The organism is Streptomyces sp. Ru71, assembly GCF_002920535.1.
GTDB lineage: Bacteria > Actinomycetota > Actinomycetes > Streptomycetales > Streptomycetaceae > Streptomyces.
Map to the genome: position 1 here is coordinate 49,654 of NZ_PQSS01000011.1, position 16,000 is coordinate 65,653.

Sequence of the window (16,000 nt, forward strand, 5' to 3'; positions counted from 1 at the left end):
GGCTTTCCAGATGCCGGACCGCGGCGGAGGCCCTACGGGGCCGCGGATCAGAGTGGGCCGCCCGTCCCGGCGTGTCCGGACCCTGCTCGCGACGCTGGGCGTCCTTGCCGTCCTCGGCATGGCGTTCACGATGTTCGCGGGCTTCTGGACGGACTGGCTGTGGTACCGGTCGGTGAAGTACTCCTCGGTCTTCACCACCACCCTGTGGACCAAGATCGGGCTGTTCTTCGTCTTCGGCCTGCTGATGGCCCTCGCCGTCGGTCTGAACATCTGGCTGGCCCACCGGCTGCGCCCGCCGCTGAGCGCGATGTCGATGGAGCAGCAGAGCCTCGACCGCTACCGGATGGGCATCGCGCCCTACAAGAAGTGGCTGCTGCTCGGGATCACCGCCCTGGTCGGCCTGATCGCCGGCGCCTCGGCCGCCGGCCAGTGGCGCACCTGGCTGATGTGGGTCAACGGGGTGCCCTTCCACCAGAAGGACCCGCAGTTCCACCTCGACGTCGCCTTCTACGCCTTCGACCTGCCCTGGTACCGCTTCCTGCTCGGCTTCGGCTTCGCCGCCACGATCCTGTCGCTGATCGCCGCCGCGCTCACCCATTACCTGTACGGCGGGCTGCGCGTCACCAGCCCCGGAGCGCGCGCCACGGCCGCGGCCACCGGCCACCTGTCGGTGCTGCTCGGCGTGTTCGTCACGCTGAAGGCGGTCGCCTACTGGCTCGACCGGTACGGACTGGCAGTGAAGTCGAGCGACTTCAAGGCGACCGACAACTGGACCGGTCTGCGGTACGTCGACGCCAACGCGTACCTGCCCGCGAAGACGATCCTGTTCTGCATCGCCGTGATCTGCGCGCTGCTGTTCTTCGCCACCCTGTGGCGGCGCACCTGGCAGCTGCCGGTGATCGGTTTCGGCCTGATGGTGCTCTCCGCGATCCTCATCGGCGGGCTCTACCCGGCGATCGTGCAGAAGTTCCAGGTCCAGCCCAACGAGCAGGCCAAGGAAGCCCCGTACGTCCAGAAGAACCTCAAGGCGACGCGTGAGGCGTACGGCATCGACGACACGCAGGTCAGCGAGTACTCGGGCACCAGCACCACCGGCGACAAGACGAAACTGCGTGACGACGCGGAGAGTGTCGCGAGCATCCGGCTGATGGACCCCAACGTCGTCGGTCCGACGTTCCAGCAGCTCCAGCAGGTGCGCAACTACTACGGCTTCCCGTCCAACCTGGCCGTCGACCGGTACAAGACCAAGGACGGCAAGGTCCAGGACACGGTCATCGGTCTGCGGGAGCTGAACCTCAACGGCGTTCCGAAGCACAACTGGATCAACGACCACTTCCGTTACACGCACGGCTTCGGCGTCGTCGCGGCCAAGGGCACCGAGGCCGACTCCGAGGGCCGGCCGGTCTTCACCGAGTACGACCTCCCCTCCAAGGGCGACCTGGGCACCTACCAGCAGCGCGTCTACTACGGCGAGAAGACCACCACGTACTCGATCGTCGGCGGTCCCCAGGAGGAGATCGACTACTCCGACGACAGCGGGGAGAAGACCACCCGCTACCAGGGCAAGAGCGGTGTGAACCTGGCCAACCCGCTCAACCGCGCCGCGTACGCGGTGGCGTTCGGCGAGCCGCAGATCCTGTACTCGGGCGCGATCGGCGACGGTTCGCGCATCCTGTACAACCGCACGCCCAAGGAGCGCGTCGAGGCGGTCGCCCCGTGGCTGACCATCGACGGCGTGACGTATCCGGCGGTGGTCGACGGCCGGATCCAGTGGATCGTCGACGCGTACACGACCACCAACGGCTACCCGTACGCCTCGCGCACCACCCTCGGCGACACCACGACCGACTCGCTGACGGCCGCGAACAACCAGCGGGTGGTGGCCCAGCAGAACCAGGTCAACTACATCCGCAACTCGGTGAAGGCGACCGTCGACGCGTACACCGGCGAGGTCAAGCTCTACCAGTGGGACACCAAGGACCCGGTCCTGAAGACGTGGATGAAGGCGTTCCCGGGCACGGTCCAGCCCAAGAGCGACATCTCCGCCTCCCTGATGGAGCACCTGCGCTACCCGCAGGACCTGTTCAAGGTCCAGCGCGAGCTGCTCACCCGCTACCACGTGGAGGACGCGACGACCTTCCTCAGCGGCAGCGAGGTGTGGCAGATCCCGGACGACCCGACGAACAAGTCGGGAGACGCGGTGCCGCCGTACTACCTGAGCATGAAGCTGCCGGGGCAGAAGGCGCAGGCGTTCTCGCTGACGACGACGATGACGCCGAACGGCCGCGACAACCTCAGCGCGTTCATGTCCGTCAACGCCGAACCGCAGTCGGGCGACTACGGCAGGATCAGCATCCTGAAGCTGCCGACGGGCAAGACGATCGACGGACCGAAACGGGTGCAGAGCCAGTTCAACTCCGAACCGGCCATCGCCGAGTCGATCAGCCTGCTGCAACGCGGCGACTCCAAGGTGGAGTACGGCAATCTGCTGACCGTCCCGCTGGACGGGGGACTGCTCTACGTGGAGCCCGTCTACGTCCGCGGCGGTGACCTCAAGTACCCGCTGCTGCGCAAGGTACTGGTCACCTACGGCGGCAGCACGGCCTTCGAGAACACCCTCGACGAGGCCCTGAACAAGGTGTTCGGAGCCAACGGTTCCACTCAGCCACCGGACCAGGGCACCGGCACCAAGCCGCCGACGACGGGCAACCCGACGGTCCAGCAGGCGCTGGACGACGCGCAGAAGGCGTTCGACGCGGGTCAGGAGGCCCTGAAGAAGGGCGACTGGCAGGCGTACGGCCAGGCGCAGAAGGACCTGGAGGCCGCGCTGAAGCGGGCCGAGGAGGCCCAGTCCAAGGCGAGCCAGGGGGCGCGGGGCGGCAGCGGCGCCGGCGCTCCGAGCGCGAGTCCCAAGCCCGGGGCCACCGGCAGTGCGCCCCCGAAGCCGACGGCCTCGCCGAGCAGCGGCTGATCATGGCCGCCCCGCGCCGTGGTACGGTTGTACACACAACGGCGCGGGGTGGAGCAGCTCGGTAGCTCGCTGGGCTCATAACCCAGAGGTCGCAGGTTCAAATCCTGTCCCCGCTACTGGAGTCGACGACGTGGTCGTACGACGGTGAAGGCCCGGATCCTCACAGGGATCCGGGCCTTCGTGTGTGCGAACGCATGTGCCGACGTGCAGGACCGCCGTGCCGCCGTGGGGAGTTGGGAGAACTGTGTTTGACTTGTCTCTCTGTGGGCATGTCGACAAAACGCTGAAGTGACCTCACGGACTGCGGTATACCGGGTGTACCCAGGTTGCAGGTGGTGCGACGATGGACGTTATGGGGGACAAGGCAACTCTGTTCGAGACAGGGCGATTTGTTCAGCCTTCGGGCGATGAGGACGACGGCGAGGCCGCTGAGGAACTGCGCCAGCGGCTCGCCGCCGAGGCCGGCGACGTCGAGGCGATGAGCATCCTCGGGGCCATGCTGCTGCGTCGCGGCGATCTCGACGGAGCCGAACCCCATCTGCGTGCCGCCACCGCGGCCGGCGACCGCGCCGCCGCGAACAACCTGGGCGTCCTGCTGCACCAGCGCGGATACGCCGACGAGGCCGCCGGATGGTGGCGGATCGCGGCCGTCGCCGGCTCCGCGCCCGCCGCGCACGCGCTCGGCCGGCACCACCGCGAGCGCGGCGACGAGCCCGCCGCCGAGTACTGGCTGCGCCAGTCCGCCGAGCAGGGGCACGTCCTGGGCGCCTACGCGCTCGCCGACCTGCTGGACCACCGGGCGGACCCCGAGTCCGAGCGGTGGATGCGGGCCGCGGCCGAACGCGGGCACCGGGAGGCGGCGTACCGGCTGGCGCGGGCACTGGACCGCAGGGCCGCGCGGGAGTCCGGCGACGACGACCGCGACGACCCCTGCGCCGAGGCCGAGCAGTGGTACCGGCAGGCCGCCGCGCGCGGGCACCGGCGGGCCGCGCTGCACCTCGGGGCCATCCTGGAGAAGCGCGGCGAGCTGAAGGAGGCCGGGCGCTGGTACCTGACGTCCGCCAAGGACGGCGAGCCGCGTGCCGCGTGCGCGCTCGGCTTCCTGCTGCGCGACGCCGGCGACCCCGACAGCGCCGCCGCCTGGTGGCTCAAGGCCGCGCAGGAGGGCGACGGCAACGCCGCCAACGCGCTGGGCGCGCTGCACGCCGAGCGCGGGGAGACCCAGACCGCGGAGCGCTGGTACCGGGCGGCGATGGACGCCGGGGACGTCAACGGCGCGTACAACCTCGGCCTGCTCTGCGCCGAGCAGGGCCGGACCGCGCAGGCCGAGCAGTGGTACCGGCGCGCGGCCTACGCCGGGCACCGGGAGGCGGCGAACGCGCTGGCCATCCTGCTGCTGCGGGGCGGGGACCAGACCGGGGCCGAGCCGTGGTTCTCCAAGGCGGCGGAGGCCGGGAGCGTGGACGCCGCGTTCAACCTGGGGATCCTGTACGCCGGGCGGGGCGAGGAGAAGGCCGCGCTCGGATGGTACGAGCGGGCGGCGGCCGCCGGGCACACCGAGGCGGCGCTGCAGGTCGGGATGGCCCGGCTGAGGGAGGGCGACGAGCTGGAGGCCGAGCGGCACCTGCGGTGCGCGGCGGGCGGCGGCAGCGCGGAGGCGGCGTACCGGCTGGCCACCGTGCTGGACGCGCGCCGGCCCCCGGCGTCGCAGCACGAGCTGGGTGAGTCGCTGCAGTCGCTGCACGAGAAGACCGAGTGCGAGGAGTGGTACGAGCGGGCGGCGTCCCAGGGGCACCGGCGGGCGCAGGTGCGGGTGGGGATGCTGGCCGCGGCGCGGGGTGACGTCGTCGAGGCGGCGCGCTGGTACCGGGAGGCGGCCGAGGCCGGGTCGCGCAACGGGGCGTTCAACCTGGGGCTGCTGCTGGCGCGGGAGGGGAGCGAGCCGGAGGCGGCGATGTGGTGGACGCGGGCCGCCGACGCCGGGCACGGGCGGGCGGCGTTGCGGCTGGCCCTGGTCTACGCGCGTCGGGGTGAGCTGGTGGAGTCGCAGCGGTGGGCCGACCGGGCGGTGTCCCTGGGGCCGGGGGAGGTCTCGGAGCGGGCGGCGAGGCTGCGGGACGCGCTGCGGGAGGAACTGTCGGCGTGAGCTTCGGCGTGAGCTGTCGGCGTGGAGGCGCGGACTGACCGCGGCCGCGGCGGCTGAAGGAAGCGATTTGCTTCCGTCGGCTTCCTTGACGTAATGTTCCATTCATCGCCGCGGGGTGGAGCAGCTCGGTAGCTCGCTGGGCTCATAACCCAGAGGTCGCAGGTTCAAATCCTGTCCCCGCTACTGAAGGCCGAGGGCCGGAAGCCGAAAGGTTTCCGGCCCTCGGTGTTTTCCCAGGTGAGAGCGCCCACGGCGGATACGGAAAACCCCGGTACGGCGTCCGTACCGGGGTTCCCTGCGTCGGTGTTACGCGCTCGCGCAGTTCGGGCACAGGCCCCGGTACGTCACCTCGACGTCCGAGACGGTGAAGCCGAAGCGCTCCGTGGCCGGGAGGTCGGCCAGCGGGTTGCCCGTGGGGTGCACGTCCTTGATCGCTCCGCAGTTGGCGCAGACCAGGTGGTGGTGCGGCCGGTGCGCGTTCGGGTCGTACCGCTTGGCGCGCTTGTCCGTGCTGACCTCAAGCACCTCGCCCAGGGAGACCAGCTCGCCGAGCGTGTTGTAGACGGTCGCCCGGGAGATCTCCGGCAGCTTGGCGACGGCCCTGGCGTGCACCTCGTCGGCCGTGAGGTGGACGTGCTCGCCGTCCAGGACCTCGGCCACGACGCGTCGCTGTGCGGTCATCCGCCATCCGCGTCCGCGCAGCCGTTCCAGAAGGTCGCTCATGGAGACCAGCGTAACAGCAAGGGGACCAGGTTCCGAATAGGTGTGAAGTTGGAGCCTTGCTTGACTTAGACATTGTCCAATGTAGGATCGGAAACGGCTTTGGCCACGGGACAGGAATAGATGGAAGCAATGCAGGAGGCAGGCGTGACCACGGGACCGCTCACGACGGAGGCCGGGGCTCCGGTAGCCGACAACAACAACAGCGAGACCGCGGGCGTCGGCGGCCCGGTGCTCGTCCAGGACCAGCTCCTGCTGGAGAAGCTGGCCCACTTCAACCGTGAGCGCATCCCGGAGCGTGTGGTGCACGCCCGCGGTGCCGGCGCCTACGGCACCTTCACGGTGACCGCCGACGTCACGCCGTACACGCGGGCGAAGTTCCTCTCCGAGGTGGGCAAGCAGACCGAGGTCTTCCTGCGCTTCTCCACCGTGGCCGGCAACCTCGGTGCCGCCGACGCGGTCCGCGACCCGCGTGGTTTCGCGCTGAAGTTCTACACCGAGGAGGGCAACTACGACCTCGTCGGCAACAACACCCCGGTGTTCTTCATCCGCGACGCGATCAAGTTCCCGGACTTCATCCACACCCAGAAGCGCGACCCGTACACCGGCTCCACCGAAGCCGACAACGTCTGGGACTTCTGGAGCCTGAGCCCGGAGAGCACGCACCAGGTGACCTGGCTCTTCGGCGACCGCGGCATCCCCGCCTCCTACCGCCACATGGACGGCTTCGGCTCGCACACCTTCCAGTGGAACAACGAGGCCGGCGAGGTCTTCTGGGTCAAGTACCACTTCAAGACCGACCAGGGGATCAAGAACCTCACGGCCGAGGAGGCCGAGGTGCTCGCGGGCAAGGACCCCGACTCCCACCAGCGCGACCTGCGCGAGGCGATCGAGCGCGGGGACTTCCCGAGCTGGACCGTGGGCGTGCAGATCATGCCGGCGGCCGAGGCGGCGACGTACCGCTTCAACCCGTTCGACCTGACCAAGGTGTGGCCGCACGCGGACTACCCGGTCATCGAGATCGGCAAGCTGGAGCTCAACCGCAACCCGCGCAACATCTTCGCCGAGGTCGAGCAGTCGATCTTCAGCCCCGCGCACTTCGTGCCGGGCATCGGCCCCTCGCCCGACAAGATGCTCCAGGGCCGCCTCTTCGCGTACGGCGACGCCCACCGCTACCGCGTCGGCATCAACGCCGACCACCTGCCGGTGAACCGCCCGCACGCCACCGAGGCGCGCACCAACTCCCGCGACGGCTACCTGTACGACGGCCGTCACGGCGGGGCGAAGAACTACGAGCCGAACAGCTTCGGCGGCCCGGAGCAGACCGGACGCCCGCTGTGGCAGCCGCTGGACTCCTTCACCGGCGGCACGGGCAACCACCCCACCCCGCGCCACGCCGAGGACGACGACTTCGTACAGGCCGGCAACCTCTACCGGCTGATGAGCGAGGACGAGAAGGAGCGCCTGGTCGCCAACCTGGCCGGGGCCATCTCGCAGGTCTCGCGCGAGGACATCGTCGAGCGCGCGATCGACAACTTCCGGCAGGCCGACGCCGACTTCGGCAAGCGGCTGGAGGTCGCCGTGCAGGCGCTGCGCGGCTGACACGCCGGTCCTGAGCGGCCGACGGGCCGGGTCCCCGGGAGCGGGGCCCGGCCCGTCGCCGTGTTCACGCGGGGATGCGCTCGCGGGCGGGTGCCCAGCAGCGGATGATGTCGCGGACCGAGACGATGCCGGCCGGCTCGCCGTTGTCCAGGACGATCAGATGCCGGAAACCGCCGTGCGCCATGGCGCGGGCCGCCTCTTCCAGGGTCCAGACGGGGGCCGCGAACACGACGTCCGTGGTGGTGTGGGCGTGGGCCTGCTCGGTGTCCGGGTCCTGGCCCAGGCCGACCGAGATCAGGATGTCGCGTTCGGTGAGGATGCCGATGCCGCCGGCGTCGGGGTCGTACACGACGGCCGCGCCGACCCGGCGGGCGGACATCAGGGCTGCTGCCTGGCGGAGGGTGTGTTGCGGGCCGATGGTGAGGACCACCGTGCTCATGGCGTCGCGGACGAGCATGGTCTTGAGCCACCTCCTTGAGTGCCCCGCTGCATATGCGGCTTGTTCACCGTTTCACAAATTCACAAGCGGGGGGACTCTCAGGGTGTCAGGTAAAGCGGGGGTCAACAAGAGGGCGCGTGCGGCCCGCCGGGGGCGCGCACGCTCACCTCGGGTTTCTCAGTAGCGCCCGTTGAGGTAGCCCAGCAGCTCGTCGTGCAGCAGGCCGTTGGACGCCGCGGCGTTGCCGCTGTGCGGGCCCGGACGGCCGTCGAGCCCGGTGAAGGTGCCGCCGGCCTCGGTGACGACGATCGCGTTGGCGGCCATGTCCCACAGCGACAGCTCCGGCTCGGCGCAGAGGTCCACCGCGCCCTCGGCGACGAGCATGTACGGCCAGAAGTCGCCGTAGGCGCGGGTGCGCCACACGTTGCGGGTCAGGTCGAGGAAACCGTCCAGGCGGCCCTGCTCCTCCCAGCCGGAGAGCGAGGAGTAGGCGAAGGAGGCGTCCGACAGCTTCGAGACGCGGGAGACCTGAAGGCGGGTCGCGGTCGACAGGCTGCGGCCGGTGTAGGCGCCGTGGCCCTTCGCGGCCCACCAGCGGCGGCCGAGCGCGGGGGCGGAGACGACGCCCACGACGGGGTGGTAGCCGCCCTCGCCGGCCTCCATCAGGGAGATGAGCGTGGCCCAGACGGGGACGCCGCGGACGTAGTTCTTGGTGCCGTCGATCGGGTCGACGACCCAGCGGCGCGGGCCGGTGCCCTCGATGCCGTACTCCTCGCCGAGGATCGCGTCGCGGGGACGGGAGCGCGAGAGATGGCCTCGGATTATCTCTTCCGCGGCCTTGTCCGCTTCGCTGACCGGGGTCATGTCCGGCTTCGTCTCCACCTTGAGGTCGAGGGCCTTGAAGCGGTCCATGGTGGTGGCGTCGGCCGCGTCGGCGAGGACGTGGGCGAAGCGGAGGTCGTCGAGGTAGTCGGGCATGTGAGGAACGGTAGTCGTGCCGGGGAGGGTGGGACCAGCGGGGTCCGTCAGCCGGGCACGGCGGAGGGCACGGGGGCACGATTGCCCGCAGCTCGGTACAGACCCTTGACAGTGCATACAAGCGCGTCAAACCTGGGCGCAGAGTCGGTCGCGTGAGGGAGGCGATGATGCCTGCAGCGCGGGAATCCCTGCTGGATGCCGCCTATGCGGCGGTGGCGCGTCGGCCGTGGTCGGATGTGCGGATGGTGGACGTGGCCGCCGCGGCCGGGGTGTCGCGGCAGACGCTCTACAACGAGTTCGGCAGCAAGGAGGGGCTCGCGCGGGCGCTCGTCAGAAGGGAGGCGGACGCCTACCTCGCCGGGGTCGAGCGGGCGCTCGCCGGGCACGGTGACGCACGCGAGCGGCTGTCGGCGACGGCCGAGTGGACGGCCTCGGCGGCACGGGACAGCGCGCTCGTCCGGGCCCTGCTCACCGGATGCTGGAGCGAGCGGCTCCCCGCCCCCACCCTCCAGGCGGTGCCGTCGACCTCGGCCGTGCCCGCGCAGCGCCGCGCCGACGGGCCGCTGCCCTCGCCCGGGGAGTTCGTGACGCAGGTGCGCGACCGGGCCGTCGCCGCGCTGTCCGGGGCCGGGGCCGGTGCTGGATCCGGCACGGCCAAGGCGGACCTCGCGGACCTGGCCCGCTCCTGCGAGCTCGTCGTCCGGCTCGCCCTGTCCTGCATCGCCGCCCCGCCCGGTGAGGGCGGCGTCAGCGAACTGGTGCACGGCGTCCTGCCCCGCCGGTCCGCGTGACGCTCAGTGCGCGGAACCCGACAGCTGCAGGCCGATCACACCGAGGATGACCAGGCTGATGGAGACGATCTTCAGCGTGGACACCAGATCGCCGAGGAAGACCATGCCGTAGATCGCGGTGCCGGCCGCGCCGATGCCGGTCCAGACCGCGTAGGCGGGGCCCACGTCGAGCTTCTTCAGCGACAGGGTCAGCAGACCGAAGCTGCCGAGCGCGAAGCACGCGAAGGCGATCGTCGGCCACAGCCGGGTGAACCCGTGCGAGAGCTTCAGGCACACGGCGAAACCGGTCTCCAGAATCCCGGCCACTATGACCAGCAGCCACGCCATGTGCTGTCCTCCCGTTGATCCGGATCTCCGGCTCGGTGCGATTATGCACTTACCGAACCCGGGCCCCGGCAAACAACGCGGACGCACCGCGGCAGCGGCTCAGTCGCCTTCCTTGCGCTCCCGCGTGGACAGCAGCCGGCGCAGCGAGTACAGGCGGGCCGGGTCCGCGTGGCCCTCGGCGACCCACGTGTCCAGCGCGCAGTCCGGCTCGTCGTGGCTGCACGCGCGCGGGCAGCCCTCCGTGCCGGCCTCCAGGTCCGGGAACGCGTGGATGACCCGGGACGGGTCGATGTGCGCCAGGCCGAAGGAGCGCACGCCCGGGGTGTCGATCACCCAGCCGTCGTCCCCGGCCAGCGGGAGCGCGAGGGCCGAGGTGGTGGTGTGCCGGCCGCGGCCGGTCACCGCGTTCACATGGCCCGTAAGCCGCCGCCGCTCCTCGGGCACCAGCGCGTTCACCAGCGTCGTCTTGCCTACGCCGGAGTGGCCGACGAACGCCGTGATCCGGCCGTCCAGATGCTCGCGCACCCGGTCCGCCGCACCGCCGTTCTCCAGCTCCTCGCGGCTGGTGACGACGTAGGGGATGTCCAGGTCGCCGTACAGCTCCAGCAGCTTGTCCGCCGGCGCCAGGTCCGACTTGGTCAGCACCAGCAGCGGCTCCAGACCGCCGTCGAACGCCGCCACCAGGCAGCGGTCGATCAGACGCGGACGGGGCTCGGGGTCGGCCAGGGCCGTGACGATGGCCAGCTGGTCGGCGTTGGCGACGACGACCCGCTCGTACGGATCGTCGTCGTCGGCCGTACGGCGCAGCACCGACGAGCGCTCCTCGATGCGCACGATGCGGGCGAGGGTGTCCTTCTTGCCGGACAGGTCGCCGACGAGCGCCACCCGGTCGCCGACCACCGCGGCCTTGCGGCCCAGCTCCCGCGCCTTCATCGCCAGGATCGTGCGGTCGTCGACGAGGCAGGTCAGCCGGCCCCGGTCGACGGTGAGGACCATGCCCTCGGCGGCGTCCTCGTGCTTGGGCCGGATGCTGGTGCGCGGCCGGCTGCCCCGGCGGCCGGGGCGGCTGCGGATGTCGTCCTCGTCGGTGTGCTTGCCGTAGCGGCGCATGGCAAAACCCCTATGCCCCGAGCATCCCGGTCCACAGCTCGGGGAATTCGGGCATGGTCTTCGCCGTCGTCGCCACGTTCTCGATCTCGACGCCCGGCACGGCCAGGCCGATGATCGCGCCGGCCGTGGCCATGCGGTGGTCCTCGTAGGTGTGGAAGACGCCGCCGTGCAGCTTGCGCGGGCGGATGTGCAGGCCGTCGGCGGTCTCGGTGACATCACCGCCGAGCTCGTTGATCTCCTTGGTCAGCGCGGCCAGCCGGTCCGTCTCGTGCAGCCGCAGGTGCGCCACCCCGCGCAGGGTGGAGGGCGAGTCGGCGAGCGCGGCGACGGCGGCGATGCCGGGGGTCAGCTCACCGACCTCGCCGAGGTCGACGTCGATGCCGTGCACGGTGCCGGAACCGGTGAAGACCAGGCCGTACTCGGTCAGCTCGCAGGTGCCGCCCATCTCGGTGAAGATCTCCCGCAGCCGGTCACCCGGCTGGGTGGTGCGGGCCGGCCAGTCCGGGATGACGACCCGGCCGCCGGTCACCAGCGCCGCCGCCAGGAACGGCTGCGCGTTGGACAGGTCCGGCTCGACGGTCAGGTCCCGGCCGAGCAGCGCGCCCGGCGTCACCCGCCACACGTTCGGCTCGCCGCCCGACTCCGGGGTGTCCACCTGGGCGCCGACCGCGCGCAGCATGTCCACCGTCATCTGGATGTGCGGCAGCGACGGCAGCGTGGCACCGACGTGCCGGACCTCCACGCCCTGGTTGAACCGCGGTCCCGACAGCAGCAGCGCGGAGACGAACTGCGAGGAGGAGGACGCGTCGATCTCCACCGGGCCGCCGTCCAGCGCGCCCCCGCCGTGCACCGTCAGCGGCAGCGCGCCCCGGCCGTCGTCGTCGATGCGGGCGCCCAGCACGCGCAGCGCGTCGATCACGCCGTGCAGGGGGCGCTCGTAGGAGCGCGGGTCGCCGTCGAAGCGGATCGGGCCGTCGGCCAGCGCGGCCACCGGCGGCAGGAACCGCATCACGGTGCCGGCGTTGCCGACGTCGACGGTGGCCGGGCCGCGCAGGCCGGTGGGCAGCACCCGCCACGCCTCACCGGTGCCGTCCGGGCCGACGCCCTCCTCGATCTCGATGCCCATCTCGCGCAGGGCCCCCGCCATCAGCAGGGTGTCGCGGGAGCGCAGCGGCCGGCGCAGCCAGCCCGGCTCGGAGGCGAGGGCGGCGAGCACGAGGGCACGGTTGGTGACCGACTTGGACCCGGGCACGTGGACCGTCGCGTCGACGGCTCCGCTCGCGTGCGGGGCGGGCCAGAGGGCGGTGTGTGCGGGGTTCGGGGCCATGGGGTCACTTTATAAGGAGCGCGCGCCGCGGGTCGTCGTCAGCGCCCGCCGTCACAGGTCCAGCAGCCACCGGCCGCCCCCGATCAGGGAGCACAGCGACACCGCGTGGAACAGGAACAGCCACAGTCCCGCCGGGGCGTGGGTGAGCCGGGACAGCTGGTCCGCGTCCGAGTCGCCTGCTCCGCCCCGGGACCGCTTCGACTGCAGCTCGAAGCCCGGGCGCACCCCGCCCAGCAGCAGGAACCACACCACCGCGTACGCGAACGCCGCCTGCACCTGCGGACCGGCGAGCCAGGAGACGAGCACGAACGTGCCACCCGTAAGGAGGACCGTCAACGCGCCGTACGCGTTGCGGATCATCACCAGCATCGCCACCAGCAGGGCCGTCGCCACCCACAGCAGCAGCGTGATCCGGCCCGCGCCGAGCAGGGCCGCGCCGCCGAGGCCGAGCAGCGGGGGAGCGGTGTAGCCGGCCGCCGCGGTGAGGATCATGCCGAGGCCGTACGGCTTGCCGCGGCTCACCGTCAGGCCGCTGGTGTCGGAGTGCAGCCGGATGCCGGTCAGCTGCCGGCCGGTCAGCAGCGCGACCAGGCCGTGGCCGCCCTCGTGGGCGATGGTGATGGCGTTGCGGGATATCCGCCACAGGGTGTGCGGGACGACCACGGCCAGAGCGGCGACCATGGTGGCGAGCACCACCCAGAGGTCCGGGTCGGGCTGGGTTCCGGTGAGCCGGTCCCAGAGGTCGGGCAGCGCGGTGGCGGCGAGGTTGTCCATGTGCGGAAGTGGCTCCTCTGCTCCTGGGGAGTCTGGCAGGGTGGCACGTATGTGCGGACGGTATGCATCGAGTCGTAGGCCCGAGGATCTCGCAGGAATCTTTGAGGTCGAGAAGTGGGAGCCCGAGGAGACGCTGGCGCCCGACTACAACGTCGCCCCGACCAAAGAGGTCTACGCCGTCCTGGACCGCCCCCTCAAAGACGTCCCCGACCCGCGTCCGGTTCGGCAGCTGCGCAAGCTCAAGTGGGGGCTCGTGCCCTCCTGGGCCAAGACGCCCGAGGGCGGCGCCCGCATGATCAACGCGCGCGCCGAGACGGTGCACGAGAAGCCCGCCTACCGCCGCGCCTTCACCTCACGGCGCTGCATCCTGCCCGCCGACGGCTACTACGAGTGGGTCACCGGCAAGCAGGAGCGCGACCTGGAGGTCGAGGGGAAGAAGAAGCGGCCGCGCAAGCAGCCGTACTTCGTGCTGCCGGCCGACGGCTCGGTGTTCGCGATGGCCGGGCTGTACGAGTTCTGGCGCGACCGCACCCTGCCGGACGACCACCCGCAGGCCTGGTGGGTGACCTGCTCGGTCATCACCACGGAGGCCGAGAAGACCCCGCTGGCCGTCGCCCCCGCCGAGGGCCCGCACGCGCTGGCCGACATCCACCCGCGGATGCCGCTGATGCTCACCCCGGACCGCTGGGACGCCTGGCTGGACCCGGCCCGCACCGACCCCGACGACCTGCGCGAACTGCTCGCGCCGCCGCCCGCCGGGCTGATGCGGGCCTACCCGGTCTCGACGGCCGTGAGCAATGTGCGCAACAACAGCCCGGAGCTGCTCAAGGAGCTTGAGGGGCCGGAAGAGGGCACACTCTTCTAGCGTGATCGAGATTGTCGAGACCGAGGCCGGAACCGCGCGCATCACCTGGCACCGGGCGGAGGACGCACGGCTGGTCCTCGCCGTGAGCCACGGCGCCGGCGGCGGCATCGAGGCCCGCGACCTGCAGGCCCTCGCCCGGGTCCTGCCCGGGCACGGCGTCACCGTGGCCCTCGTCGAGCAGCCCTGGCGGGTCGCCGGGAAGAAGGTCGCGGCGGCGCCGAAGACGCTGGACACCGGCTGGCGCGGCATCTGGCCGGCGCTCGCCGGGATGGAGCTGCCCGTGATCTCCGGCGGGCGCAGCGCCGGCGCCCGGGTCGCGTGCCGTACGGCGACGGAACTGGGCGCGCTCGCCGTGCTCGCGCTGAGCTTCCCGCTGCACCCGCCGGGCAGACCGGAGAAGTCCCGCGCCGAGGAGCTGCTCGGGGCCGGGGTGCCCACCCTGGTCGTGCAGGGCGGCAACGACCCGTTCGGCAGGCCGCAGGAGTTCCCGAACGGGGCGTACGACCTGGTCGAGGTGCCGTCCGGCGATCACGGTCTGGCCGTGCCCAGGCGCGCGGACATCACCCAGGAGCAAGCACTGGAGATCGTCACCGACGGTGTCCTGCGGTGGGTCGCGTCACTGGCCTGAAACACCCGGGAATGACTCGCACACGAACGCTGTTGAGGCGGACAGAAGCGCTGGGGAACCAGCGCCGACATCGTGGGAGAGGAAGTCCGCCGCATGGGTTCGACCGCATGCCCGAGCCGCAGCAGCCGTGCCGACCTGGACTGGACGGTGCTGCACGCGGCCAAGACCGCTCCTATTCGAGCGGCGGCAGGCACGGGTCGTCGTCTATCCTCCGATTCGGGTGGGACCGGTTTCGGCCGCCCGACGTCGCTTGAGGAGGTGGGTCCGGTTCCCGGTACCGACGCAGGGACCGACAACGGCCAGACGGGGCTGCCCGAGGGCCAGGGCGCCGGCGCGGACGCGAGCACGGAGACGACCGCGGAGCGCAGCGCGCGCTTCGAGCGTGACGCGCTGGAATTCCTCGACCAGATGTACTCGGCCGCGCTGCGCATGACGCGCAACCCGGCCGACGCCGAGGACCTGGTGCAGGAGACGTACGCCAAGGCGTACGCGTCCTTCCACCAGTTCCGCGAGGGCACCAACCTCAAGGCGTGGCTGTACCGGATCCTCACGAACACCTTCATCAACTCCTACCGCAAGAAGCAGCGCGAACCCCAGCGCTCCGCCGCGGAGGAGATCGAGGACTGGCAGCTCGCCCGCGCCGAGTCGCACATGTCCACGGGTCTGCGCTCCGCCGAGTCGCAGGCGCTGGACCACCTGCCCGACTCGGACGTCAAGGAAGCGTTGCAGGCGATCCCCGAGGAGTTCCGCATCGCCGTCTACCTCGCGGACGTAGAGGGCTTTGCGTACAAGGAGATCGCGGACATCATGGGGACACCCATCGGTACGGTGATGTCCCGGCTGCACCGGGGCCGCCGTCAGCTGCGCGGCATGCTGGAGGACTACGCGCGCGAGCGCGGACTGGTCCCGGCCGGCGCCGGAGAGTCGAACGAAGCGAAAGGCTCGGGCTCATGAGCTGCGGAGAGCCGCACGAGACGGACTGCAGTGAGGTACTCGACCATCTGTACGAGTTCCTCGACAGTGAGATGCCGGACGTCGATCGCGACAAGTTCAAGCAGCACTTCAAGGAGTGCTCGCCGTGCCTGGAGAAGTACGGCCTTGAGCAGGCCGTGAAGAAGCTGGTCAAGCGGTGCTGCGGGCATGACGACGTGCCGACCGACCTGCGGGCCAAGGTCCTGGGGCGGCTCGACCTGATCCGCTCCGGGCAGGCCGTGCCCGAGCACGACATCACCGCCGCGCCCCAGGAGTCCTGAACTCCCCGCTGTCACCCGAACGTGCTAATCCGCGGGTCATCCGCCCGCGGAGCCCCCTGACGCCGCCCT

Annotated in this window: 15 protein-coding genes and 2 tRNA genes; 10 read left to right on the forward strand and 7 right to left on the reverse strand. The window is 71.1% G+C overall.

Annotated features, from left to right (window positions below):
* Positions 1-10 precede the first annotated feature (10 nt).
* The 4 genes from C3489_RS09535 to C3489_RS09550 all read left to right on the forward strand — a co-directional run bounded on the left by C3489_RS09535 (position 11) and on the right by C3489_RS09550 (position 5,300).
* The gene (locus tag C3489_RS09535; protein WP_103781327.1) at positions 11-2,971 is read left to right on the forward strand and encodes a UPF0182 family protein; all 2,961 of its coding nucleotides are present in this window, start codon (positions 11-13) and stop codon (positions 2,969-2,971) included.
* A 42-nt stretch (positions 2,972-3,013) separates the two neighbouring features.
* Positions 3,014-3,087 (forward strand) — tRNA-Met (locus tag C3489_RS09540).
* 227 nt (positions 3,088-3,314) lie between these two features.
* Positions 3,315-5,117: a tetratricopeptide repeat protein gene (locus C3489_RS09545; protein ID WP_103781328.1), complete on the forward strand. Its 1,803-nt coding sequence runs from the start codon at positions 3,315-3,317 to the stop codon at positions 5,115-5,117.
* 109 nt (positions 5,118-5,226) lie between these two features.
* Positions 5,227-5,300, forward strand: a tRNA-Met gene (locus C3489_RS09550).
* Between the two features lie 123 nt (positions 5,301-5,423).
* Here C3489_RS09550 and C3489_RS09555 read toward each other — a convergent pair.
* On the reverse strand, positions 5,424-5,840 hold the full coding sequence (locus C3489_RS09555) for a Fur family transcriptional regulator (RefSeq protein ID WP_103781329.1): 417 nt from the start codon (positions 5,838-5,840) through the stop codon (positions 5,424-5,426).
* A gap of 144 nt (positions 5,841-5,984) precedes the next feature.
* On the opposite strand from C3489_RS09555, the gene C3489_RS09560 reads away from it, so the two are divergent.
* Entirely contained in the window at positions 5,985-7,439 is a 1,455-nt protein-coding gene (locus tag C3489_RS09560; protein WP_103781409.1) for a catalase, read from the forward strand.
* A gap of 64 nt (positions 7,440-7,503) precedes the next feature.
* Here the strand turns inward: C3489_RS09560 and C3489_RS09565 are convergent, their stop codons facing one another.
* Together C3489_RS09565 and hisN are read right to left on the reverse strand one after the other, a co-directional pair.
* On the reverse strand, positions 7,504-7,896 hold the full coding sequence (locus C3489_RS09565) for a cyclic nucleotide-binding/CBS domain-containing protein (protein ID WP_103781330.1): 393 nt from the start codon (positions 7,894-7,896) through the stop codon (positions 7,504-7,506).
* A gap of 159 nt (positions 7,897-8,055) precedes the next feature.
* Entirely contained in the window at positions 8,056-8,856 is an 801-nt protein-coding gene (gene hisN / locus C3489_RS09570; protein ID WP_103781331.1) for a histidinol-phosphatase, read from the reverse strand.
* Positions 8,857-9,023: 167 nt separating this feature from the next.
* On the opposite strand from hisN, the gene C3489_RS09575 reads away from it, so the two are divergent.
* Complete coding sequence (locus C3489_RS09575; protein ID WP_103781410.1) at positions 9,024-9,647, forward strand: TetR/AcrR family transcriptional regulator; 624 nt, start codon at positions 9,024-9,026, stop codon at positions 9,645-9,647.
* A 3-nt stretch (positions 9,648-9,650) separates the two neighbouring features.
* Here C3489_RS09575 and C3489_RS09580 read toward each other — a convergent pair whose 3' ends face one another.
* From C3489_RS09580 to C3489_RS09595, 4 genes are all read right to left on the reverse strand, one after another.
* The gene (locus C3489_RS09580; RefSeq protein WP_103781332.1) at positions 9,651-9,974 is read right to left on the reverse strand and encodes a multidrug efflux SMR transporter; all 324 of its coding nucleotides are present in this window, start codon (positions 9,972-9,974) and stop codon (positions 9,651-9,653) included.
* Positions 9,975-10,073: 99 nt separating this feature from the next.
* Entirely contained in the window at positions 10,074-11,084 is a 1,011-nt protein-coding gene (rsgA, locus tag C3489_RS09585) for a ribosome small subunit-dependent GTPase A (protein WP_103781333.1), read from the reverse strand.
* A gap of 10 nt (positions 11,085-11,094) precedes the next feature.
* Complete coding sequence (gene aroA, locus C3489_RS09590) at positions 11,095-12,411, reverse strand: 3-phosphoshikimate 1-carboxyvinyltransferase (protein WP_103781334.1); 1,317 nt, start codon at positions 12,409-12,411, stop codon at positions 11,095-11,097.
* Between the two features lie 51 nt (positions 12,412-12,462).
* Positions 12,463-13,185 (reverse strand): M50 family metallopeptidase, encoded by a 723-nt coding sequence (locus C3489_RS09595; RefSeq protein WP_103781335.1) that lies wholly within the window; start codon positions 13,183-13,185, stop codon positions 12,463-12,465.
* Between the two features lie 49 nt (positions 13,186-13,234).
* Between C3489_RS09595 and C3489_RS09600 the strand changes: the two genes are divergently transcribed.
* The 4 genes from C3489_RS09600 to rsrA all read left to right on the forward strand — a co-directional run bounded on the left by C3489_RS09600 (position 13,235) and on the right by rsrA (position 15,931).
* Positions 13,235-14,050: an SOS response-associated peptidase gene (locus C3489_RS09600; RefSeq protein WP_103781336.1), complete on the forward strand. Its 816-nt coding sequence runs from the start codon at positions 13,235-13,237 to the stop codon at positions 14,048-14,050.
* Between the two features lies 1 nt (position 14,051).
* The gene (locus C3489_RS09605; RefSeq protein ID WP_103781337.1) at positions 14,052-14,678 is read left to right on the forward strand and encodes an alpha/beta family hydrolase; all 627 of its coding nucleotides are present in this window, start codon (positions 14,052-14,054) and stop codon (positions 14,676-14,678) included.
* 258 nt (positions 14,679-14,936) lie between these two features.
* Positions 14,937-15,632, forward strand: a complete 696-nt coding sequence (locus C3489_RS09610) for a sigma-70 family RNA polymerase sigma factor (protein ID WP_219821940.1) — start codon at positions 14,937-14,939, stop codon at positions 15,630-15,632.
* Complete coding sequence (rsrA, locus tag C3489_RS09615; RefSeq protein WP_103781339.1) at positions 15,629-15,931, forward strand: mycothiol system anti-sigma-R factor; 303 nt, start codon at positions 15,629-15,631, stop codon at positions 15,929-15,931. Before C3489_RS09610 ends, rsrA begins: the two co-directional genes overlap by 4 nt.
* The last annotated feature ends 69 nt before the right edge of the window (positions 15,932-16,000 follow it).